Source organism: Bacillus cereus group sp. BfR-BA-01350 (assembly GCF_022663775.1).
GTDB classification, from domain to species: Bacteria; Bacillota; Bacilli; order Bacillales; family Bacillaceae_G; genus Bacillus_A; species Bacillus_A paranthracis.
In genome coordinates this window covers 1-21,824 of sequence record NZ_JAKUGD010000007.1, presented here as the reverse complement: position 1 = coordinate 21,824, position 21,824 = coordinate 1, and the positions used below count along the sequence as shown (strand labels likewise).

Genomic DNA, 21,824 nt, shown 5'->3' with positions numbered 1-21,824 from the left:
CACGCCCTCTCACACTCTCCTATGTTTTTATCTCTCTTTATATTTTAACATAAATTACCTATTCTCCCCTTTTGATCACATACAAAAAAACCTGCCAAAACTTTGACAGGTTCCCTACACATTAAAACGATAACCAGCCCCCCATACTGTTTCAATATATTGCGGGTGAGCAGGATCTCTTTCAATTTTTTCACGTAACTTTCTAATATGAACGACAACAGTTGCTAAATCACCAGCGGAGTCTAATCCCCAAATGCGTTCAAATAGCTGTTCTTTATTTAATACTTGATTTGGGTTTGTGACAAAGAATGTTAATAAATCAAATTCCTTCGTTGTAAACGCAACTTCTTCATTGTTTATAAAAACTTTCCTCGCCCTTTGATCAATAGAGATTCCGTGAATATATAGCGTATCGCGTTGCTTACTTACATTTCCTAATAATCTTTCATAACGAGAAATATGTGCTTTTACTCTTGCGACTAATTCACTCGGGCTAAACGGTTTCGTTATATAATCATCCGCCCCTAAGCCGAGTCCGCGAATTTTATCTATATCTTCTTTTTTTGCTGAAACAAGTAAAATCGGAATATCTTTTATAGCTCGAATTTGCTTACAAATTTCAAATCCATTCATTTTCGGAAGCATAATATCTAAAATAATTAAATCGTAGTCTTCTTGCAGAGCCATTTGTAAACCTGTTTCTCCAGAGTGTTCTACATCAACTTGAAAATCATTAATTTCTAAATAATCTCGCTGTAATTCTGCAATGCTTACTTCATCTTCTATTAGTAAAATTCTTTTCAATTTACTCACCACATTCCTCTACTTTTTCCAATGAGAAGAAAATGCTTGTGCCTTCCCCAAGCTCGCTTTCCGCCCAAATTTCTCCGCCATGTTCTTCAACAATTTGCTTCGCTATTGCTAAACCAAGTCCACTTCCACCTGTACTCGAATTTCTCGATTGCTCTGCACGATAAAAACGTTCAAAAATATAAGGAAGTGTACCAGATTCTATACCTGATCCGTTGTCCATTACTTTCACAATCACTTTATTGTTATCAATCGATACTGTTACAGTAATTTTCTTTTCTTCTTTATCCATGTATTTCACACTATTATGAATTAAATTTGATATCACTCTATTTATCTTTTCGCAATCAGCCTTTACATAAAGTGGTGATGCATGTAATTGTAAGTTAACTTCTATACCTTCTTTACTTAAATCCATCTGCATCTCTTCTATTAATTCTTGCATAAACATATTTAATTCAACCGTTTCAAACTGAAAGGGAACTCGATTCAAATCAAGCTTTGAGAATAAAAATAATTCATCAATGAGTGTATCCATATGTCTTGCTTTCGTATGGATAGTCGTTAAGTACTTATCCATTTTTTCTGGCGTATTTGCTACTCCGTCTTTTATTCCTTCTACATATCCAATAATAGATGTAATCGGTGTTTTTAAATCGTGAGAGATGTTTGAAATGAGCTCTTTTCGATTTTCTTCATACTGCGTTTGCATCTCTATCGATTCTTTTAATTTCTTCCTCATTTCCTCAAATCCTTGATTCAATTGCCCAATTTCATCGTGCGATGTAACTGGTATTTGAAAATTTAAATTTCCTTCTTTAATTTTTTCAGTCGCATCTTTCAATACAAAGATTGGTTTTATAACACTTCTTGAAACGAGGTAACTTAATAATCCAATAAGTAAAATAGCTAACAGTAAAAGTGATACGAACAAAATCGGAAATAACTTTTGTGTAAGATCTACAAATGAACTTTGCTTCTTTAATACAAATATACTCCCCTCTTCTTCCTGAGGAAAATAAAAATCAAACTTTACATATCGATAAAATGTATCGCCGAGTTCCGTTGTACCACGACTATTAATATTTGCAGATTCAAATTTCGGAAGGGCTACCTTTAAAGCCCCACTTTCAAATACTTTTGTAGCATAAGAAATGGTTTCTCCCTTTCTTACAACAATTTTCACCCCTTCTTTTTCAAGTGATGAAACGAACGATTCATCTAATAGTTGCGATTGATGTTTCTTTGCTGCCGTCTTTAACTCAATATACGCATTCTCTTCTTCTGACGTAAGCGGCTTTTGAATATAGGAGCTTTTATAGAAATTTTTCACTGCTTCCAAATCACCTGTTATCGAAAAAACGATTAAAAATCCCGCGATTAATATAAGCGTAATGGAAACGAGAATGACAGCGATATAAGAAAATAAAAACCTTGTTTTAATAGACATATGTTACATCCTCACTTTACCCCGCTATTTGCCGGGCAGTAAGATCCCCACCTCAAAATTTAGAGAAAGCAAAGAAGTTAAGTGGGGGTCGGGCTGCCCATAAAAGCCCGATTGGTGTGGGCTAATAATCAGGGGGGGATGAACCCCCCCCCACTGATTAAAGTTTCACTTTATCAAACCTTATTACTCATAAGCATAAAAATATATGTTCAAATACTCAAGCGATTTTATAGTAATTTTAGCGTCAGTTTATAAAAATTTAATGTTCTTCTTTTACAGTTGAAATGAGGAGGTTGAAATTCCATGTTCAAAAAAACAGTAAGCATGATATGTTGCGTAATTTTTTTACAAGGTTGCTCGCAAGAACAAGAAGTTAAAAAGGAGATGATAAACATGGAGACAGCGCTACTAACAGCTACTGAGAAACAAGGAACGAATACTGTTATATCGTTACTCAAAAAAGGGGCTGACATAAATATAACAGACAATAAAGGACGCACCCCTCTTATGATTGCTACATATAAAAATGATGTAAAAACCGCAAAAGTACTTATCGAAGCTGGTGCTGACGTAAATATCCAAGATGATATGAAAAACAATCCCTTTCTATACGCCGGTGCAGAAGGTTACTTGGATATTTTAAAACTAACGATTGATGCCGGCGCAGATCCAACACTTACGAATCGTTACGGCGGAACAGCCCTTATCCCTGCCTCAGAACATGGTTATATTGATGTTATAAAAGAACTCCTCACGCGAACAAATATCGATGTAAACCATGTCAATAATCTCGGGTGGACAGCTTTAATGGAAGCCATCGTACTAAACAACGGAGATGAAACACAACAACAAGTTATCCGCCTTCTTATTGAGCACGGTGCAGATGTAAACATTCCAGATAATGATGGTGTTACTCCGCTAGAGCATGCTCGTGCTCATCACTTTGAAGAGATAGAGAAGATTTTGCTAGAAGGACATAAGTAAAACGCTAATTTTTGCCTTCCTCCCCCGCCCTATGCTACATTTAAGCCGTTATATTAATATTAATAGGGTAACTAACTGTTACGATTTATTTAACCAATTATAACGAAAGTTAATTAAATATATCAGTAAGCCCTGCTAGTCAAGTGATTGGCTAGTAGTGAGGGTTAACTGCGGGCAATCCCTAAAGCTGATTGAACTACAACGTGGCTAGAAATGGCGAGCGTGAATGTTGCGAAAGCAGAAAAAATCAATCAGATCGTGCAAGGTTAAATCCTAAACACTAGTACAATGGGTCTTCCGCCTTGAATCATCTAAGTCAAAAGTGATAAGATGAACGTTCAACGACTATCTCGTATAACTGACGAGAGTACACCACAAGCCTATGGTGGTGGAAAAATCCTCTATCTCTAAAGAGATAAACATATAGTCTGCGCTCATGTGAAAACATGAGAAGTTCATAAGAGAACTGGCTAAGGAATTGCGCCCTTAGTTGAACGAGATACATTTAATTAAATCTATCAAACCTCATTGAATTTATAGAACGTATGTGCTAATGTGAGTTTAATGAGGTAAGAATAATAATGAAATTTTTACGAGTTAGTCAAGTATCAGAATTAACAGGTTTGCATCCGAGTAGTCTCAGAAGAATGCTGGTGGAACACGCTACGATTCAGAAGAACAAATCTTTCATTAAAGGAGTTACATTCTGATGATATTGGCGAAGAAAGTCAGACTGATTCCAACGCCTGAACAAGAACAAGTGCTTAGAAACCATGCTGGAGCTGCAAGATTCGCTTATAACTATTGTAAAAGAATGAGTGATAGATATTATAAGCTATTTGGAAAATCTGTTTCACAGTTAGCTTTACAGAAACGATTTACAAAGATCAAGAAGCGAAAGAGATATGAGTGGTTAAAAGACATTAATGCACAAGTTCCTAAACAGGCTTCAAAAGATTTTGATACGGCGAGAAAACATTCGTTCAAAAAGTACAAAAATGGTTCTCACACTTCTTATAAATCCAAAAAAGATGTAATCCAAGGATTTTATGCCAATTATGAAAGACTGCTTATAGGAAAGAAAGTCGTTCATATTCAGTCTATTGGAGAAGTGAAAACAAGCCAACAACTACCAAGAAATAAAAAACCATCCAATCCAAGAGTTACCTTTGATGGTCGTCACTGGTGGATTAGTGTAGGATTCCAAGAAGACTTTGAATCACAAGAACTAACGAATGAATCGATTGGTGTGGATGTTGGTTTAAAAGAACTTTTTGTAGCTTCTAATGGTATGAAAGAACGAAATATAAACAAAGATGCCAAGGTTAAAAAACTTTTGAAAAGGAAAAAGTTAGCGCAAAGAGATATGTCTAGGAGATTTAAAAAAGGTGTAAAAATTCAATCTGCCGGATATGAAAAAGCGAAAGCGGAGCACCTGCGGTTATCTAGGAAAATTACGAATATCCGAAATAACCATATCCATCAAGCAACAGCTAAATTGGTGAAAACCAAACCAATGAGGATTGTAGTGGAAGACTTATCTATTTCAAACCTGTTAAAAAACAAAAAACTATCGAAGGCACTTTCCTTTCAAAAATTAAACTTCTTCTTTCAATGTTTATCATACAAGTGCGAGAAGTACGGCATTGCGTATGTAAAAGCTGATAAATGGTTCGCCTCAAGCAAGATTTGTTCATGTTGCGGAGTAAAATACGACCATTCAGTTCAACCAGAAGGACAGTGGAGTTTAAAAATACGTGAGTGGCGTTGTGCTTCATGCAATAGCTATCACGATAGGGATGTAAATGCGTCGATAAATTTATCAAGATGGGTAAAATAAATGCTTGATAATAGGAGGTAACGATACTGCCTCGTGTGGAGTGTTATACCCCTCGTCCCTTTGGGGCTGCGAGAACACGATGAAGCACTAACTTGTATAAATTTGATTAAATTGTATAGATTTAGTTAAGTTTATCGTATCGGTGGGAATACATATGAATAAGCCTAACATTGGGATGATTGGACTTGGAAGTATTGCACAAAAAGCTTATCTTCCAACACTTACTAAAGAAACAGATTGGAATTTTGTAGGAGCGTTTACACCTAACGCGGAGAAAAGGAAACAAGTTTGCCAGCAATACCGCATTCAAGACTTCCATTCTATTGAAACGTTAGCTTCGGAATGCGATGCAATCTTCGTTCATAGTTCAACTGCTACTCATTATGAAATCGTTTCTGAACTTCTGAAAAAAGGAATCGACGTTTATGTTGATAAGCCGCTAGCTGCTACAGTAGAACAAGCTGAGAAGCTAGTCGAGTTGAGCGAAAAATATAACCGAAAGTTAATGGTCGGATTTAATCGCCGCTTCGTTCCTATGTATGTTGCAGCAAAAGAGCAAGCACATCATATTTCATGGATTCGAATTGAAAAGCATCGTACAAATAAAGTCGGGCCCTATACGTACGACTTTACGGTGTTAGATGATTACTTACATATTGTAGATACTGCTCGTTGGTTAGCTAACGATGAGCTTAACGTCGTTCATAATATGATGCAAATCAATGAAAAGAATGAACTTCTTTACGGACATCATACATATACAACTGCAAATGGACTGTTACTTTCTACCGCAATGCACCGCCATGCCGGTACAAATTTAGAACAAATTGAACTTGTAACGGCGGGAAAAATCATTCGTGTAAAAAACATGAACACATTTGAAGTTGAACAGGAAAACTCTGTTTCACAAAGTGGTTCCCCCTCATGGGAAACAACGTTAAAACAACGCGGTTTTGAAGATGCTGTTCATCATTTTATTGACTGTGTACACGGAGACACAAAGCCGTTAGTAGATGGATTAGAAGGATTAAAAACGCAGCAAATGCTCCAATCTCTGCTGAATAATGTAAACAAAAATTAAAACGGATACATTTTTCAGAATTTACTTTCATTCCCATCCCCCCTTTATTTCTCACGCAAATTTCTATAGAATATGTTGATAGGAATTATAAATTTCATAATGAATCGTGGAAAGGATGGGATTAACACATGTGGAACGAGTTTAAAAAGTTCGCTTTCAAAGGGAATGTCGTTGATTTAGCTGTCGGGGTTGTAATCGGTGCTGCATTCGGTAAAATCGTTAGTTCTTTAGTAAAAGATGTTATTACACCATTACTTGGTATGGTATTAGGTGGCGTTGACTTTACAGATTTAAAACTTACATTCGGTAAGTCATCTATTATGTACGGTAACTTCATCCAAACTATTTTTGATTTCTTAATTATTGCAGCAGCTATCTTTATGTTTGTTAAAGTATTCAACAAACTAACATCTAAAAAAGAAGAAGAAAAGACAGAAGAAATTCCAGAACCAACAAAAGAAGAAGAACTTCTTAGCGAAATTCGCGACTTATTAAAACAACAAAATTCTTCTAAAGATAGAGCATAATTGAACGGATAAAAAGGCATGTCCCGAGAGGGACATGCCTTTTCTATATGCTATAACGTTTCCGAATTCATATGAATAAATAAGATAATACCAGCAACCATAAGTACCATAATACTACTTGCAAATAGTGTAATACCGATAAACATTAAACTTGTGCTCATATCCACTGATACACTTTCAATAAAAATAGAAATTACATACGTGATAAGGGCAATTCCTGCAAGAATACTTCCTGGAACAAATCGCTTGAAACCATTTTGTTTTAACGTCATATATGCAAAAATAGCAGTCATACAAAGCGTAATTATCCAAAGAACGATCATCTCTTCTCCCCCCTCACAAGCCTTTTCTTTCTATTATACATGACATTGCCCTATAATAGTTATTTTTCCACTTATGTGACATATAACAAGGAATCATACAATCTATATAGAAGTCTTCCAGATACGCTATAGTACTTGGGAGGGTTTCAATTGGAAGATGATGTTGTAGGATACTTTAAACAAGTAGAGCGATATGATTATATTATAATTGACTTAGACAAAAAGTTTTTTTACATGGAAGTTGTACAACTAAAAACAAATATAACTTCGCTAAAAATATCACTTAACTTAGATAAAGATGAAACTATTATTGCTGGCAATGTGAAACAATATAATCCTTCTAGGTTAGAACAATTCATACAAAACTTTAAACACATTGCACAAACATGTCTTGAACATAATTTACGAAGTCCTGATGAACTTTTTGCATTTTGGAAAGGAAATTGACTACCAGAAAAAAATGGATATTTTTCATATATATTGATATAATTACCATATATAAATATTCTTTATAAGGGAGTGTTCATAATGATTTGGATTTCACTAATCGTATTAGCCTATTTCATCATTCTCGTCCCAATACAGTATAACTACATTAAAATACTCAAAGAAAAACAGAAGAAAATGAATATGTCACAAAACGAACTATATGACAACATGTCTTATGAAGAATCCCAAATACATTACCATTACCAAAGTAACGTATTTACAATACCTGCTTCACTTGTCGCAAGTATTATTTATAGAGTGAAACATGCAGCATAATATGTACGCTGTAAAATTATTGTTTGAATCTGTTCATTCTGGTGAGCCTGATCCTACGAAAATAGATGAGCATTATGAAGAAAATCACGATACACTTTTTGAAGAAAGTATTATTCTTGTTAAGGCACACAGTTTGGAAGAGGCCCATGCACTAGGTGAACAAATCGCTATACAGTCTGAGCACACGTACGATAATATGTACGGTGAGCAAGTAACGTGGGCGTTTCGAAAACTATTACATGTGTTTGAATTAGACGATACACCATTTGAAACTGGAAAAGAATTATACGCAAGATTTTTACACGTTAAGAAAAATGAAACGGTGGATACTGTAGTAAAAGCATACTATCCTGAATACGAATAAAAGCTCACAGCAATCGCTGTGAGCTTTTTTATACTTACTTCGTTGAATCTCTAAATTGGATACGGTGAGGTAAGATAACAGTGTGATCTTCCACTTTTTCTTTGTTCATATACTTTGTTAATAGACGCATTGCTACTGCACCGATATCATACATCGGTTGTACAACTGTTGAAAGTTGTGGACGAACCATTAATGCAAGGCGTGTATTATCGAAACCAAGTACTTCTACATCAGTTGGTACATTTAATCCAGTGTCTTGTGCTGCGTGGATTACACCTAGTGCCATTTCGTCAGAAGATACGAAGATCGCTGTTGGCTTTTCATCAAGGCTCCAAAGCTTTTCGAATGCTTCGATACCTGAGTCATATGTGTAATCTCCATCGATTACAAGATTTTCATCATATGAAATACCTGCTTCTTCTAGAGCTTTTCTATAACCTTGTAACTTCTTCGCACTCCCCGCTTTATCAATGAAAGGACCAGAGACGAAACCGATACGCTTATGTCCTTGTTCAATAAAGTGCTTCATTGCGTCGTAAGCTGCTTGTGTATAATCAATGTTTACTGATGGCGTTTCATTTTGCTCATCAAATGACGCTGCTAATACGATTGGTACTGGAGACTTTTTAAATTCTTCAGCGTGAATATCTGTAATATCTTCACCCATGAAAACAATTCCGTCCACTTGTTTTCCAAGCATCGTATTTAATAAATGGAACTCTTTCTCTTTGTTTTGGTCAGAGTTACTTAAAATGATGTTATATTTGTACATTGTTGCGATATCTTCAATTCCACGAGCAAGTTCTGCATAAAACGTATTTGAGATATCAGGAATAATAACACCTACTGTAGTTGTCTTTTTACTTGCTAGTCCACGTGCTACCGCATTTGGGCGGTATCCTAAACGATCAATTGCTTCTAATACTTTCTTTCTTGTTGTAGGCTTTACATTTGGATTACCGTTCACAACGCGTGATACGGTAGCCATTGAAACGTTCGCTTCGCGCGCTACATCATATATTGTTACGTTCATCTCATCGCACACTCCTTCTATTTTTGCTATCTATTTTTATGTATCGGTTACTTGAATGAAAAAAAGACATCAACTCTATTTGCAGATGCCACCAATCGTCCCGAGTTCTTCCTTTTACTAATGATACGATAAAAACGCAGGCTCATACAATATTTTCCCGCAAAAGTTTCGAAAAAATTCGCTTCTTTTCTCGTATTTTCGTATTTTTTATGAAAAAAAGGGCATTTTTTGTAAAAATATAGATGTTTCATAAGTAGAAACCTTATTTTAAGCAGTACGATAGTACATGAAATTTATATCAGCGATTTTCCAAATATATCGACCGCAACTCGAAATATATCAGCAGTTTTCCAAATATATCGACTTACCAACAAAAATCGACAATGCTAGGCATTTGATGCGCTGGATCTGTAAGTACTCTACAATTGGCAATAGAAGATCCCATCCCCCTGTAGAATGCGTTACATCGACAATGCAAGGGGTAAAATAGGTTTCTTTATTTGAGATTAGTACAGCGGAAATATGGAGCGTATTACGTGACGCCCTGTCCCATCGTCCCCTTTCATTTACAGTAAAAAAAGACAGTTTAAACACTGTCTTTTTTTATAAGAAGGAAACAAACGGTTTATCGCTGTTTTTCTCTTTTATAACAATTGCCTCAATTTTATTCTCGGACTTTATCTGCAATTGTACTTTTGCATCTTTCGGTAATTGGTCTAACATACTTTGAGCGGCGAGTTGAGTAAGAGCCATTAATTCTGTTTTACCGTTATATTTAATAACAATATCCATATTTAATGTATCCATTTGATTTTTCTTATAAGAAACTTTAGCATTTACTGGGATAAAGTCTCCAGGAGAAAAACCTTTCATTGCCTCAGCAAATTTATTTATTTTTTCATTATCTTCTCCATGTGCTTGTGTAAATTCATCGGAAGGATATGAATACGCTTTTTCTTCAATTGCATTCCAATTTCCAAGGTTCGTATCATTCTTTTGAACGGTAGCACTAGCAATATACGTGCCATTTTTTAAAGAACTTGTACTTTCTTGCTTAAAGATAGCAAACGTAATTGGGGATTTATTATACTTGTCATTTTTATGAATAGCTTCAATAAGTTGCTTAGCAACTTCAGTCCCCTTAGACATTGCCTCTTCATTGGATACACTTGAAGACATAGCTAACCCAATTACAACGCCAGATAAACTTAATTCATTTGAATTCTGTTTCCCAAAATAGTCTTGTTCTATAATATTTGTCAAAACGGGTGCTTCTACTTTTGCGACTAGTTCATCAACTAACTTCTCAGGAATATACTGATTTAATTGAAGCACATGGTTTTCTGTATCAAATTGCTCTTTTGCAATATTCATTAAACCATTTTCATACTCTGCTAAATCTAATTTAGAATTTGTTTTTACATTAGCTGTATTTATAACCTTTTGTTCTTTTAAAGGAATTACAGTTCTATAATAATCTTTAGAAACAGCAGTTCTCGGAATCATGCTTTTTTCTTTCGTATCTTTCTGTATAACTTCATCCTTCTTACTAATCGTATCATTACTACAAGCTCCTAGTAATAAACTTACGACTGCGAAGGATAATGCCATTTTCTTCATTACTTAAAACCTACTTTCAACAATCTAGTTATTTAGTTTGAACTATTAACAGTTTACCATTAAATATATTTCAACAAAAACAAAAAAAAGAAGCAAGCACCTTTCGCTTGCTTCTTTTTACTTAATATTCTCTTCTAAAACATCTTTTTTAATGTTCCAATGAGACGTATTCCATACTACCATCCCATCTTTTATGTATAACACTTGCGGAGATTCATGTTTCATGCTGTACTGTTCTGCAACACGATTCGAAACATCTCTCGCATCTTGTACGTATAAGTAGTACGCTGGTACCGCTCTTTCTTCACTACAATAAGCTTGAAATTCTGTATAAGCACCATGACTAATAGGACATGTCGTACTATGTTTAAAAAGAACATAAGGCTCGTTTTTTTCTACTAGTACTTCAAGCTCTTCAATTGTTTCAAGTTTTGTCATATTCATTACGATTCACCTCTCATACGAAGTCTAGAGCGCTTCTCTTTCTTTTCAGCTTTTTTCTCAAGTCTTTCTAATTTACGCTCTTCTTTTTCAACCTTTTTCTCTTGTCTTGTCGCACGATAATGATTGTATACTTCAATTGCTGCGCTACTCCACTGTACAACTTGCGCTACTTTATCTGCATTATTTTCAATTTCGTCCGTAACAGACTCTGATACATTACGAAGTTTCGTATTTAAAGAATGGATTGTCGTTCCAATTCCATCTACACCCGACACTACTTTATTTAATGATTGTGACTTCTGTTGAATGTCATCAGCTAACGCATTTGTTTTATGTAATAATTGCTCCGTCTCTACGCTAATTCCTTGCATTTGCTTTTCTAAACCTTCTAACGTGCTTGCAACGTTTTCTAACGTCTTCTGAACCGATAACAACGTTCTGCATACATACACTACTAATACAGCGAAAGCAACCGCGATAATAGCTGCACTTACATATAAAAGAACTTGCATTTCATCACTTCCTTTATCTTTTTCATACTTTCCCCTATTATACAATCATTTTCCGTTTCGTTCTAATCCCTATCTTTTCATTAGAATTTTCATACTTATTCGTTAACTTTAACATAAATCATTCAACAAATTCCACTAAGTAGGTTACAATAGGAGAGGATACATAATTAGTAGGGAGGCTTTACATATGAAAGATCCACGCATTGAAAAGTTAGCATACAATTTAATTAACTACTCTATTCGCTTACAAAAAGGCGAAAAAGTATTAATTGAAAACTTTGGCTTACAAAAAGAACTTGTAACTGCACTTGTTAAAGAAGCATATGCAGCTGGTGGTTTCCCATTCGTTTCTTTAAAAGATTATCAAGTAGATCGCTCTTTATTAATGGGTGCTACTGAAGAACATTTTGAACAAATCGCTGCATATGAAGCAAGCGTAATGAAAGATATGGACGCTTATATCGGTCTTCGCTCTGGCGATAACATTAACGAACAAGCTGACGTGCCAAGTGAAAGAATGCAAATTCATGGTCAAACAGTTGGTAAGAAAGTTCATAGAGACATTCGCGTTCCAAAAACACGCTGGGTTGTTCTTCGCTACCCAAATGCTTCTATGGCGCAGCTTGCTAAAATGAGCACAGAAGCTTTCGAAGACTTCTACTTCGAAGTTTGTAACTTAGACTACGGTAAAATGGATAAGGCGATGGATAGCCTTGTTACATTAATGAATAAAACAGATAAAGTGCGCCTAACTGGACCTGGAACTGACTTAACATTCTCTATTAAAGACATTCCAGCAATTAAATGCTCAGGTCATTTAAACATTCCAGACGGTGAAGTATACTCTGCACCAGTTCGTGATTCTGTTAACGGTACAGTTTCTTACAACACGCCATCTCCTTACAACGGTTATACATTTGAAAATGTACAACTTAAGTTCGAGAACGGACAAATCGTTGAAGCAACTGCAAACGATACAGAGCGCATTAACAAAATCTTCGATACAGACGAAGGCGCACGCTACGTTGGTGAGTTCGCAATTGGCGTAAACCCATACATCTTACATCCAATGGGAGATATCCTATTCGATGAAAAAATCGATGGCAGCTTCCACTTCACTCCTGGACAAGCTTACGACGATGCTTGGAACGGTAACAACTCGAACATTCACTGGGATTTAGTATGCATCCAACGCCCTGAATACGGCGGCGGCGAAATTTACTTCGACGACGTACTAATCCGTAAAGACGGACGCTTCGTTGTACCTGAATTAGAAGCTTTAAATCCAGAGAACTTAAAATAATAAAAACGCTCGGAATTTTTCCGAGCGTTTTTTTAATATTTTAATAAGTCTTTCGCCACATCTTCTGGCACTTTAAAACTCATTTTCTTATTTTTCATTTCAACTTCAACATAAGGGACATCTTTATATACTGTCATCGTACCAATTTCATGTAACTCCTTTTTATCTTTACTCGACTCCGATAATTTTGTTGTATCCTCTTGGTACATTTTAAATGTTTTCCCTTGCGGAGTATCTAAAGGAGCCGACTGCATTTCCCACTTATCCATTTTCATGACTTCAAACAGCTTTTGAATTTCTTTCTTATCGGTAATTACTTTCTTCTCACTGGAATCAGTAAGTGATTCAATTTCAACTTTTTGCGCCTTTTCTAAGTTCATATCTACTTTTTCCTTCTTCATACTACATCCTAGTAAAAGAACGGATGCGGTTAGCAGAAGTACAAATAACATAAGGACTTTTTTCATTACTAATCCTCCTAACTACATAGACCTACTTTTCTCGCTTTTTGTTTGCTGAAAGTGAAAATAATACAAAAGTACCACTGCAATAGTACCTATTAATATTGGCACATATAATGGCAAATCCCATTTCATATATACTCTAGTGCAACCAACAAGCACAAATAATATTTCTAAACAAAACAAAGGTTTTACATATTTCATTTCTTCCCTACCATTTCTATTTTCACATGCGGATTCTCTTTCTCAATAAGTGCCAAAAATTCAGTCATATGTTGCGGCATCGCAACCATATGTACTTTGTATGCATTTGTCGTAATTTCAAGGTATTTTCCAACTTGACGAATGATTCTTATCTCTTTCAATACGATATCGTCATTTAAAATACCGTACTTTAATACACCATCTTCTACTTTATGCTTTTTAATAAATACTTCCCAAACGAGTGGGACATTAACAAGGAAGCATAAACTCATCCCAATTAACGCTGTCATCCACTGCTCTTTATTTGCGACAATCATGACGAGTGGATACACAAACATAAAAGCTAACGTGAGACAAACGAAAATGACTACTGACTTACTTCTTTGAATCGGAAAGTTCATACACGTACCCCCTAACCTAAATTATACCACTTTTTCCATTTTAGTTCATAAAAAAAGGCCATTTCTACATGACCTTCTTAAACAATATATCTATAAAATTTCTTATCCACCTGCAACACTGGAAAACTTTTTGGCAACTCATCTATACTCACACTTTCAAAACCATTCTTTTCATAAAAGCGATGCGCCGCTAAAAATTTCACTGTCGTTCCTAAGTAAATATCCTTCAGCTTTTTATTCTCAGCCCACGAAATTGCTGTTTGGAGCAACTTATGTGATGCACCCCACTCTTTTCCCCGAAATTCTTTTTTTACGAACATTTTTCTTAACGCTACTTGATGATTCCCAATATCTAATAAAGCTACTGTTCCAACTACTTTACCATCATAAATTGCTACCCAAAAGTTGCCATGATTCCTTTGATAAAATGTTTCTATTTCAAGCAGGTCCGGCTGCTCTTCTTTCATAATGGGGACATTGTACTCTTTTTGCTGAATATGAACGATAAGATCTACTACTTCATCTTGAAACGTACTTTCATACGGAATAATGCGTATCTTCTCGTTCATCGAATCTCCTTCCACTCTGAAGCTAATAAACTATATACAGCGATATCATGGAAGTGATCGTATAGCCATTCTTCATCTCTTAAAATACCATCTAACTTAAATCCTAAACGTTCTGGAATAGCGCGACTTTTCATATTTTCAACACCGCATCTAATTTCCATTTTATTTAATTTTAAATTCTCAAATGCATAGTGAAGTACAGCCTTCACGCTACGCGTCATAATACCTTTCCCGCCAGCATCTTCTGCAAGATAATATCCAAGACTCGCCGCTTTCTTCCCCCAGCTCACTGGATGAATACCTACCATCCCAACGAGCTTTCCTTTATAACGTATACCACTTTCAAAACCGTCTCCCTCTGCAAACTTCTTTAACCACATCGGACAAATCTCATTATAAGCATCAGCAGATTTCGTCCCATCTACCCAAGGAAGCCATCTTCTTAAATGATTACGGTTTTGATTTATTAATTGATATAGTTCCTCTTTATGATGCTTTTCTAATAATTGTAGTTCAATTTCGTCGTCTACTCGGAGTGTGAACATGTTTTTTAGCTCCCTTTTTTATTTTTCTTATTATTCTAACATTTATAAACAAAAAATGTTAAATATTCACACTTTCTTTTGATTTTATTTGTATAAAACCTGATGAACACAATACTCCCGTAATAACCAATATCATCCCTATACATTGTGCGGGTGCTATATTTACTCCCTCTACAAAAGAAATAATCATTGTAACTACAGGCACTAGATTAAAAAATAAAGATGTCCTTGCTGCACCAATTTGAGCAATTCCATTATTCCACCATAAGTAACCAAGCACACTCATTCCAATTGCCATAAAGAGAATCGCGCCCCAAGCAAATAGAGGAATTTCCAAAACTGGCACTATACTTTTTTGCGTAGAAGATATCATAATAAAGGCAAGAGCACCAATAGTCATCGTATATGTTGTAGTTTGTATTGGACTGCCAGTTTTAATAAACTTTCTGCCTAGTACACCGTATAACGCCCAGCAAATATTCCCTAATAAAATATAAAAATCCCCTTTTGAAAATGATAAATTTTGTAGTGCGGTAAACGAGCCTTGTGTAAGCACAAAAACAACACCAAGTAGTGCAAGTAACATTCCAATACCTTGGCGCTTCACTATTTTCTCTCGTAAAATGACACTTGCTAATAACATCGTAACAAGCGGATTTGTTGCCATAATAAGTGCACCATTAATAGCTTCTGTATGTTTCATTCCTAAAAAGAAAAAGAAGTTAAAGCCGAATACACCAACAATACCTAAAAAAAGGTAATAGACCCTATTCTGCCTCCATACCTCCACCTCAAAATCTTTTCGTATTTTTAACAGACATAACATCACAAATGCAGCAATCCCAAAACGCCATGCCGCTATATGAATCGCTTCGAAATACTGCACCGCATATTTCGAAGCGTTAAATGTCCCACCAGTAAATATTGCAAATCCTAATAACTGCGCATATACTTTATTTTTCATTGTCGGCCTCCCAGTCTTTTCCTTCTAGAAAACCGTAATAAACTTCTAACTTTTCTTCTGTTAGCTGGACAACTTTTCGCAATTGTTCTTGCTGTTCTTTTAACCTTTCTAAATGAGTTGTTAAAATTGAAATTCTCTTTTTTACTTTCGCTGGCACTTCCTCTTTCCTCTGCCTAATTTCCTCTATAATGCATCCATCACTTGCAAACTCAGCCATCTCTTCTAATGACATTCCAGTTTGTTTTAATGAACATAAAAATTTTAATAGGCGCACATCACCTTCTGTATATTGACGAATCCCGCTATTTCGCGTTGGTGGTGGTAATAATCCTAATTTCTCATAGTAACGCAAAGTATGAATACCCATCCCTGTTAATTCTGCTACTTCACCGATTTTATACATGTTTTCTCCCCCTTGTTTTTACATATTCATCTTACAACCTAGAGTTAGCTCTAGGTCAATACGTAAATAAAAATCAAACACAACAAAAGAGACGCACAGCTAAGCTATGCGTCTTTTTTATTACTTCTCTGCAACTTGAACTTCTTTTACGTAAGCTGCTTCGAATTTTTGGATGTCTCCTGCGCCCATGAAAATGAGAACGCCGTTTTTATGTTTCTTTAATACATCCGTTGTTGTATCTGTAATTAATTCTGCACCGTCAATACGCTTTTGCAGATCTTCGATTGTTAATTCACCTTTGTTTTCGCGCGCTGATCCGAAAATATCACATAAGTATACTTGATCAGCTTTGCTTAGGCTTTCAGCGAACTCATCTAAGAACTTTTCTGTACGTGAGAATGTGTGTGGCTGGAATACAGCGACAATTTCACGCTCTGGATGTTTTTGACGAGCAGCTTCAATCGTTGCATTAATTTCTGTCGGATGGTGTGCGTAGTCATCAATAATAACTTGCTCTCCCATCGGCTTCTCATTAAAGCGACGTTTTACGCCTTCAAAAGTTGTTAACTGATGCTTAACTGCTTCTACATCAACATTTTCATAATGGCAAAGCGCGATTACTGCTAATGCATTTAATACGCTGTGATTGCCGTATCCTGTAATTTTGAACGTATCATAGTACGTATTACGAACGAATACATCGAAAATAGTACCATCTGTTCTCTTTTGAATGTTACGTGCTTGGAAATCATTATCTTCTCCAAATCCATAGAAAATAACAGGTACTTTCGCTTGAATTTTTTGAAGTTCTTCATCATCTCCACATGCAATAATGCCTTTTTTCACTTGCAATGCCATCTCTTGGAATGCACTGAATACATCATTGATATCTGTGAAATAATCTGGATGATCAAAATCAATGTTTGTCATAATCGCATAGTCTGGATTGTAAGACAAGAAATGACGACGATACTCACAAGCTTCAAATACAAAATACTTACTATTTTCTACCCCATGCCCTGTTCCATCTCCAATAAGGTAAGATGTAGGGTGTGCACCTTGCATTACATGGGCTAACAAACCAGTTGTTGATGTTTTTCCATGTGCACCAGTTACAGCAACACTTGTGTATTGGTTCATAAGGTCACCTAAGAAGTGATGGTAACGATGTACTGGGATGTTTAATTCTTTTGCTGCTACGATTTCTTCATGCGTATCAGGAAATGCATTTCCTGCAATAATCACTTGTCCTTCTTTTACATTACTTTTATCAAAAGGAAGAATCGAGATACTACGCTTTTCCAACGCTGTTTGTGTAAAGAAACGCTTTTCATAATCAGACCCTTGAACAGTATGCTTCATGTCATGAAGAATTTGCGCTAATGAACTCATTCCTGTTCCTTTAATTCCTACAAAATGGTAAACTGTCATCTTAAAGAACCTCCAACATTTCGAACTAATACAACGGCCTATCTATAAGACAGTATATGAATCTTTTCTTATTTTGGTAATCATCATACATTTTTGATGTAGTGAAGTTATTCTTCCCTTCACTTATCAGGATAAACTCGTACGTACTTCTTTTTTATGTCCATAACAAATCCATTATAGCAAAAAAGAAGCCGCTATACTATGATAACAGAAAAACTGATAGGGTCAATCACCTATCAGTTTTTCTCTCTCTTACATATCTTCTCTTTTTTCTAATTGAACACGTTCTAGACGTGGGTTTGGACGATATTTACGACCAGCTTTCGCTTCCGGTTTTCCATTTAATTCTACGTTATCACCAGTAAAGCCAATATTCATTTTTAATAAGCTACTTCCTACTCCGTATATATCAACAGGTACGTTTTGAGCTTCAAATTCACGAATACGTTTCTCATCAAATCCACCAGTTACAACGATGTCTACATGCTGGAATCCTTCTTCATCAAGTGCTTTACGAAGTGCGAATACAAGCGATGGGTTTACACCACGTGGATCGAATGTTCCAAGTACTTCTGGGTGGCGAATGAAGTATTGATCAATCATCGTGCGAGACGTATCTACACGTACACCTTTTAATGTTGATCCAAATTCACGTGCTACGCGAAGTGCATCTGTAATGACATCATTGTTGTAATCAATTAATACAACTAATTCATCTTCTGGGAATTTTTTATGATATGCTTTTGCCGCTTCCACAACATCACCATTAAACATTTGAATTAATGCGTGAGGCATTGTCCCCATACCACTTTTGCCCCACCATTCATTCATCGCATGCGTCGCTTGTGCGCTCATACCACCGATGTATGCTGCATAACCGTCACCAGCTTGTTGTGTATAATGATCATCACGGTCTCCCATGAAAATAACTGGTTTTTCTTTATCTACGCTACGCGCAGCTTGGACAACGTTATATACGTTTGTTGCAACCGATGTACGACGAGCTAAAATCCCATCAATAACACCTTCTAAAAATCCGAAATTTTCATAAGGACCATGAATTGTTAACACTGTTTCAAATGGACTAATTTTATCGCCATCTTTTAAAGAGTTAATCTCAAGTTCCTCAGGATTTTTAGCGAATGTTTGTAGCAATGCAATAACTTCATCTGTTCCGCAAAGAACTGCATTTTCCTTTTGGAAAAATTGCATCGTTACAACACTTTTCGGGCGAAATTCTTCGATGATTTCTCTAGTCTTTAAAAAGTAAACGGCAGAGAACCAACCTTCTCCAACGCGTTCGTCAAATTTAAATGTTTTATTTGTTAGTCTATTTATTTCACCTTTTAATTTTAATTCAATTTCTTTCATGTCGCTTTACTCCCTACTTTACTATCCAACATTTTCTCTTAGTATACAGCAAAACCGTTTACTATACATTTGTTTCCTGCATAGCGGCAAATTCATCCTCAGAAATAAGGACGTCTCTTGGCTTCGTTCCTCTACCTTCAGAAATAATTCCTTGCGATTCCATCTCTTCAATGAGACGTGCCGCGCGATTATAACCGATGCGGAATTTTCGCTGTACAGAAGATGTGGACGCTCCCCCTTGTTCTACAACAAATTGACATGCATCAAGGAACAATTCGTCTTCCGACTCGGCTTGTTCTGTTTTCGCTAATAAATCCTCTTGCTTAAATAAGTAATTCGGCTTCATTTGCTTTTTCACATGATCAACTGTCTTTTCAATCTCATCATCCGATACATATACACCTTGTACACGAACTGGCTTAGATGTACCGTTCCCTAAGAATAACATATCACCACGGCCAAGTAATTTCTCCGCGCCCCCAATATCAATAATCGTACGCGAATCAACTTGAGATGATACAGTAAACGCAATACGCGTTGGAATGTTCGACTTAATTAAACCTGTAATAACATCTACAGATGGACGCTGCGTCGCTACTAATAAATGAATACCACAAGCACGTGCTTTTTGCGCAATACGACAAATCGCTTCCTCAACATCACCAGGTGCTACCATCATTAAGTCGGCTAGCTCGTCAATGACAATAACGATATAAGGTAATGTCTCTCCCGGAATTTCTCGCTCACTTACAATCGTATTGTAACGAGTTAAATCACGAGCTCCTGCGTGCGCAAATAATTCATAACGGCGCTCCATTTCTTCAACTGCCCATTTTAATGCAGCTGTCGCTGCTTTTACATCCGTAATAACAGGTGCTACAAGATGTGGAACAGAATTGTATGGTGCAAGCTCAACCATCTTCGGATCGATTAACATTAACTTCACTTCATGTGGTTTCGCTTTATATAAAATGCTCGTTAAAATGGCGTTAATACACACACTTTTACCTGACCCTGTTGCACCCGCAATAAGTCCGTGTGGCATTTTTCGAATATCCGTTACAATTGGATCACCTGAAATATCAAGTCCAAGCGCAACTGTAAGCGGTGATTCACTCTTTGTAAACACAGGACTTCTTAAAATTTCACGAAGAAATACTGGCTTACTTTCTTTATTGGGAACTTCGATTCCAATCGCACTCTTCCCTGGAATCGGCGCTTCAATACGAATATCTTTCGCAGCTAAACTTAGCTTAATATCATCACTTAAGTTTGTAATTTTATTTACTTTTACACCTGGGTCTGGCTGTACTTCAAAACGAGTTACTGCTGGACCTTGCGATACATTAATAACATGTGCGCCAACGTGGAAATTATTAAACGTTGTATCTAATAATTCTTTCTGTTCTTCCAACCATTCCGTATTATCTAACGCTGCTTGCTGCGGAATCGATAGTAATGTTAATGATGGAATCGTATACGTCGGTGGCGTTTGCAATACATTGCGCACATCATTCTCTCTTTGATTTACAACATATGCTTTCTCTTCTACTTCCGTACTTGAAATTGGCTTTTGTACTTGCTCTGCCACTACTTGTTGTACTGGCTGCACTTGTGGCTCCACTACTTGCTGCATTGGCTTTTCTTCCACTTGTGGTTCCACTACTACTTGTTGCATTGGTCTTTCTTCCACTTGTGGTTCTACCACTACTTGCTGCATTGGTTTTTCTTCCACTTGTGGTTCTACTACCACTTGCTGCACTGGTTTTTCTTCCACTTGTGGTTCCACTACTACTTGTTGCATTGGTTTTTCTTCCACTTGTGGTTCCACTACTACTTGTTGCATTGGTTTTTCTTCCACTTGTGGCTGTTCTTCTACTTGATGTACAGGCTTATTCTCTACTCGTTCACTCATAGAAGGTTGCATTGCATTCGTTCTAGACGCATGTCTTTCCATTAATCGCGCTCTATCTTGTTTCAACATAACAACATTAAATGGTACGTGACGCTTTTTCTCACGTTTTGGTTCTTCTTTTTGTACAACTGGTTGTTCTTCTACAATCGGTGTTTCTTCTGCAGCTGGTTGTTCTTCTACGACCGATGTTTCTTCTGCAACTGGTTGTTCTTCTACGACCGGTGCTTCTTCTGCAACTGGTTGTTCTTCTGCAATCGGTGCTTCTTCTACAACTGGCTGTTCTTCTACGACCGGTGCTTCTTCTGCAACTGGCTGTTCTTCTGCAATCGGTGCTTCTTCTACAACTGATTGTTCTTCTACGACCGGTGCTTCTTCTGCAACTGGCTGTTCTTCTGCAATCGGTGCTTCCTCTGCAACTGGTTGTTCTTCTGCAATAGGTGCTTCTTCTACAACTGATTGTTCTTCTACAACTGATTGTTCTTCTACGACCGGTGCTTCTTCTGC

Annotated in this window: 25 protein-coding genes and 1 pseudogene; 8 read left to right on the top strand and 18 right to left on the bottom strand. The window is 36.3% G+C overall.

Going from position 1 to position 21,824, the window contains the following annotated elements; translation table 11 throughout:
- Positions 1 to 114: 114 nt before the first annotated feature.
- The gene (locus tag MR147_RS16185) at positions 115 to 804 is read right to left on the bottom strand and encodes a response regulator transcription factor (RefSeq protein WP_001993852.1); all 690 of its coding nucleotides are present in this window, start codon (positions 802 to 804) and stop codon (positions 115 to 117) included.
- A gap of 1 nt (position 805) precedes the next feature.
- Positions 806 to 2,260, bottom strand: coding sequence for a sensor histidine kinase (locus MR147_RS16180; RefSeq protein WP_242304550.1), 1,455 nt, complete (start codon positions 2,258 to 2,260; stop codon positions 806 to 808).
- Between the two features lie 303 nt (positions 2,261 to 2,563).
- Between MR147_RS16180 and MR147_RS16175 the strand changes: the two genes are divergently transcribed.
- From MR147_RS16175 to mscL, 4 genes are all read left to right on the top strand, one after another.
- Positions 2,564 to 3,244 carry an ankyrin repeat domain-containing protein gene (locus MR147_RS16175; protein WP_242304548.1) on the top strand — a complete coding sequence of 227 codons (681 nt, stop codon included), beginning with the start codon at positions 2,564 to 2,566 and terminating at the stop codon, positions 3,242 to 3,244.
- A gap of 709 nt (positions 3,245 to 3,953) precedes the next feature.
- Complete coding sequence (locus tag MR147_RS16170) at positions 3,954 to 5,084, top strand: RNA-guided endonuclease InsQ/TnpB family protein (RefSeq protein WP_242304546.1); 1,131 nt, start codon at positions 3,954 to 3,956, stop codon at positions 5,082 to 5,084.
- A 154-nt stretch (positions 5,085 to 5,238) separates the two neighbouring features.
- Positions 5,239 to 6,165 (top strand): Gfo/Idh/MocA family protein, encoded by a 927-nt coding sequence (locus MR147_RS16165; RefSeq protein WP_242304544.1) that lies wholly within the window; start codon positions 5,239 to 5,241, stop codon positions 6,163 to 6,165.
- Positions 6,166 to 6,293: 128 nt separating this feature from the next.
- Entirely contained in the window at positions 6,294 to 6,692 is a 399-nt protein-coding gene (gene mscL, locus MR147_RS16160; protein WP_074606472.1) for a large-conductance mechanosensitive channel protein MscL, read from the top strand.
- Between the two features lie 50 nt (positions 6,693 to 6,742).
- Here mscL and MR147_RS16155 read toward each other — a convergent pair whose 3' ends face one another.
- Positions 6,743 to 7,015, bottom strand: coding sequence for a DUF3917 domain-containing protein (locus MR147_RS16155; RefSeq protein WP_242304542.1), 273 nt, complete (start codon positions 7,013 to 7,015; stop codon positions 6,743 to 6,745).
- 150 nt (positions 7,016 to 7,165) lie between these two features.
- On the opposite strand from MR147_RS16155, the gene dhp61 reads away from it, so the two are divergent.
- From dhp61 to MR147_RS16140, 3 genes are all read left to right on the top strand, one after another.
- Entirely contained in the window at positions 7,166 to 7,462 is a 297-nt protein-coding gene (gene dhp61, locus MR147_RS16150) for a protein Dhp61 (RefSeq protein WP_242304540.1), read from the top strand.
- An 81-nt stretch (positions 7,463 to 7,543) separates the two neighbouring features.
- On the top strand, positions 7,544 to 7,780 hold the full coding sequence (locus MR147_RS16145; RefSeq protein ID WP_000637881.1) for a DUF3949 domain-containing protein: 237 nt from the start codon (positions 7,544 to 7,546) through the stop codon (positions 7,778 to 7,780).
- Between the two features lies 1 nt (position 7,781).
- Positions 7,782 to 8,144, top strand: coding sequence for a DUF4288 domain-containing protein (locus MR147_RS16140; RefSeq protein WP_139302708.1), 363 nt, complete (start codon positions 7,782 to 7,784; stop codon positions 8,142 to 8,144).
- A 34-nt stretch (positions 8,145 to 8,178) separates the two neighbouring features.
- On the opposite strand, the gene ccpA is transcribed toward MR147_RS16140, so the two are convergent.
- The 5 genes and pseudogenes from ccpA to MR147_RS16115 form a co-directional block, all read right to left on the bottom strand.
- Positions 8,179 to 9,177: a catabolite control protein A gene (gene ccpA / locus MR147_RS16135; RefSeq protein WP_001103286.1), complete on the bottom strand. Its 999-nt coding sequence runs from the start codon at positions 9,175 to 9,177 to the stop codon at positions 8,179 to 8,181.
- Between the two features lie 426 nt (positions 9,178 to 9,603).
- Positions 9,604 to 9,741 (bottom strand): annotated as a pseudogene (locus MR147_RS16130) (bifunctional 3-deoxy-7-phosphoheptulonate synthase/chorismate mutase); the annotation flags it as partial.
- A gap of 39 nt (positions 9,742 to 9,780) precedes the next feature.
- Positions 9,781 to 10,797 carry a CamS family sex pheromone protein gene (locus MR147_RS16125; RefSeq protein WP_000738019.1) on the bottom strand — a complete coding sequence of 339 codons (1,017 nt, stop codon included), beginning with the start codon at positions 10,795 to 10,797 and terminating at the stop codon, positions 9,781 to 9,783.
- Between the two features lie 117 nt (positions 10,798 to 10,914).
- Entirely contained in the window at positions 10,915 to 11,241 is a 327-nt protein-coding gene (gene ytxJ, locus MR147_RS16120; protein ID WP_074606466.1) for a bacillithiol system redox-active protein YtxJ, read from the bottom strand.
- The gene (locus MR147_RS16115) at positions 11,241 to 11,753 is read right to left on the bottom strand and encodes a DUF948 domain-containing protein (RefSeq protein ID WP_001197726.1); all 513 of its coding nucleotides are present in this window, start codon (positions 11,751 to 11,753) and stop codon (positions 11,241 to 11,243) included. Before MR147_RS16115 ends, ytxJ begins: the two co-directional genes overlap by 1 nt.
- 187 nt (positions 11,754 to 11,940) lie before the next feature.
- Between MR147_RS16115 and MR147_RS16110 the strand changes: the two genes are divergently transcribed.
- Positions 11,941 to 13,056: an aminopeptidase gene (locus MR147_RS16110; protein WP_242304538.1), complete on the top strand. Its 1,116-nt coding sequence runs from the start codon at positions 11,941 to 11,943 to the stop codon at positions 13,054 to 13,056.
- Positions 13,057 to 13,088: 32 nt separating this feature from the next.
- Here MR147_RS16110 and MR147_RS16105 read toward each other — a convergent pair whose 3' ends face one another.
- The 10 genes from MR147_RS16105 to MR147_RS16060 all read right to left on the bottom strand — a co-directional run.
- Entirely contained in the window at positions 13,089 to 13,523 is a 435-nt protein-coding gene (locus MR147_RS16105) for a hypothetical protein (protein ID WP_074606464.1), read from the bottom strand.
- A 15-nt stretch (positions 13,524 to 13,538) separates the two neighbouring features.
- Positions 13,539 to 13,721: a hypothetical protein gene (locus tag MR147_RS16100; protein WP_242304536.1), complete on the bottom strand. Its 183-nt coding sequence runs from the start codon at positions 13,719 to 13,721 to the stop codon at positions 13,539 to 13,541.
- Positions 13,718 to 14,122, bottom strand: coding sequence for a PH domain-containing protein (locus MR147_RS16095; protein ID WP_242304534.1), 405 nt, complete (start codon positions 14,120 to 14,122; stop codon positions 13,718 to 13,720). Before MR147_RS16095 ends, MR147_RS16100 begins: the two co-directional genes overlap by 4 nt.
- A gap of 77 nt (positions 14,123 to 14,199) precedes the next feature.
- Complete coding sequence (locus MR147_RS16090; RefSeq protein WP_061132037.1) at positions 14,200 to 14,691, bottom strand: GNAT family N-acetyltransferase; 492 nt, start codon at positions 14,689 to 14,691, stop codon at positions 14,200 to 14,202.
- Complete coding sequence (locus tag MR147_RS16085; protein WP_242304532.1) at positions 14,688 to 15,236, bottom strand: GNAT family N-acetyltransferase; 549 nt, start codon at positions 15,234 to 15,236, stop codon at positions 14,688 to 14,690. The genes MR147_RS16090 and MR147_RS16085 overlap by 4 nt, the downstream gene beginning before the upstream one ends.
- A gap of 58 nt (positions 15,237 to 15,294) precedes the next feature.
- Positions 15,295 to 16,200, bottom strand: coding sequence for a DMT family transporter (locus MR147_RS16080; protein ID WP_242304530.1), 906 nt, complete (start codon positions 16,198 to 16,200; stop codon positions 15,295 to 15,297).
- Complete coding sequence (locus MR147_RS16075) at positions 16,190 to 16,603, bottom strand: MerR family transcriptional regulator (RefSeq protein WP_242304528.1); 414 nt, start codon at positions 16,601 to 16,603, stop codon at positions 16,190 to 16,192. The genes MR147_RS16080 and MR147_RS16075 overlap by 11 nt, the downstream gene beginning before the upstream one ends.
- Positions 16,604 to 16,723: 120 nt before the next feature.
- On the bottom strand, positions 16,724 to 18,034 hold the full coding sequence (gene murC, locus MR147_RS16070; protein ID WP_000219470.1) for a UDP-N-acetylmuramate--L-alanine ligase: 1,311 nt from the start codon (positions 18,032 to 18,034) through the stop codon (positions 16,724 to 16,726).
- A gap of 252 nt (positions 18,035 to 18,286) precedes the next feature.
- Positions 18,287 to 19,405 (bottom strand): nicotinate phosphoribosyltransferase, encoded by a 1,119-nt coding sequence (locus MR147_RS16065; protein WP_000658369.1) that lies wholly within the window; start codon positions 19,403 to 19,405, stop codon positions 18,287 to 18,289.
- Positions 19,406 to 19,466: 61 nt separating this feature from the next.
- On the bottom strand, positions 19,467 to 21,824 hold a 2,358-nt coding region (locus MR147_RS16060; RefSeq protein ID WP_277930784.1), incomplete at its 5' end, for a DNA translocase FtsK.

Excerpts from the sequence above, each read along its gene's own strand:
- MR147_RS16065 (WP_000658369.1), bottom strand. The coding sequence starts at position 19,405 with ATGAAAGAAATTGAATTAAAATTAAAAGGTGAAATAAATAGACTAACA.
- MR147_RS16105 (WP_074606464.1), bottom strand. The coding sequence starts at position 13,523 with ATGAAAAAAGTCCTTATGTTATTTGTACTTCTGCTAACCGCATCCGTT.
- MR147_RS16180 (WP_242304550.1), bottom strand. The coding sequence starts at position 2,260 with ATGTCTATTAAAACAAGGTTTTTATTTTCTTATATCGCTGTCATTCTC.
- ytxJ (WP_074606466.1), bottom strand. The coding sequence starts at position 11,241 with ATGAATATGACAAAACTTGAAACAATTGAAGAGCTTGAAGTACTAGTA.
- MR147_RS16145 (WP_000637881.1), top strand. The coding sequence starts at position 7,544 with ATGATTTGGATTTCACTAATCGTATTAGCCTATTTCATCATTCTCGTC.
- mscL (WP_074606472.1), top strand. The coding sequence starts at position 6,294 with ATGTGGAACGAGTTTAAAAAGTTCGCTTTCAAAGGGAATGTCGTTGAT.
- MR147_RS16155 (WP_242304542.1), bottom strand. The coding sequence starts at position 7,015 with ATGATCGTTCTTTGGATAATTACGCTTTGTATGACTGCTATTTTTGCA.
- MR147_RS16075 (WP_242304528.1), bottom strand. The coding sequence starts at position 16,603 with ATGTATAAAATCGGTGAAGTAGCAGAATTAACAGGGATGGGTATTCAT.
- MR147_RS16110 (WP_242304538.1), top strand. The coding sequence starts at position 11,941 with ATGAAAGATCCACGCATTGAAAAGTTAGCATACAATTTAATTAACTAC.
- MR147_RS16115 (WP_001197726.1), bottom strand. The coding sequence starts at position 11,753 with ATGCAAGTTCTTTTATATGTAAGTGCAGCTATTATCGCGGTTGCTTTC.
- MR147_RS16175 (WP_242304548.1), top strand. The coding sequence starts at position 2,564 with ATGTTCAAAAAAACAGTAAGCATGATATGTTGCGTAATTTTTTTACAA.
- MR147_RS16095 (WP_242304534.1), bottom strand. The coding sequence starts at position 14,122 with ATGAACTTTCCGATTCAAAGAAGTAAGTCAGTAGTCATTTTCGTTTGT.
- MR147_RS16085 (WP_242304532.1), bottom strand. The coding sequence starts at position 15,236 with ATGTTCACACTCCGAGTAGACGACGAAATTGAACTACAATTATTAGAA.
- MR147_RS16125 (WP_000738019.1), bottom strand. The coding sequence starts at position 10,797 with ATGAAGAAAATGGCATTATCCTTCGCAGTCGTAAGTTTATTACTAGGA.
- MR147_RS16080 (WP_242304530.1), bottom strand. The coding sequence starts at position 16,200 with ATGAAAAATAAAGTATATGCGCAGTTATTAGGATTTGCAATATTTACT.
- MR147_RS16140 (WP_139302708.1), top strand. The coding sequence starts at position 7,782 with ATGTACGCTGTAAAATTATTGTTTGAATCTGTTCATTCTGGTGAGCCT.
- MR147_RS16165 (WP_242304544.1), top strand. The coding sequence starts at position 5,239 with ATGAATAAGCCTAACATTGGGATGATTGGACTTGGAAGTATTGCACAA.
- MR147_RS16170 (WP_242304546.1), top strand. The coding sequence starts at position 3,954 with ATGATATTGGCGAAGAAAGTCAGACTGATTCCAACGCCTGAACAAGAA.
- murC (WP_000219470.1), bottom strand. The coding sequence starts at position 18,034 with ATGACAGTTTACCATTTTGTAGGAATTAAAGGAACAGGAATGAGTTCA.
- MR147_RS16090 (WP_061132037.1), bottom strand. The coding sequence starts at position 14,691 with ATGAACGAGAAGATACGCATTATTCCGTATGAAAGTACGTTTCAAGAT.
- ccpA (WP_001103286.1), bottom strand. The coding sequence starts at position 9,177 with ATGAACGTAACAATATATGATGTAGCGCGCGAAGCGAACGTTTCAATG.
- MR147_RS16100 (WP_242304536.1), bottom strand. The coding sequence starts at position 13,721 with ATGAAATATGTAAAACCTTTGTTTTGTTTAGAAATATTATTTGTGCTT.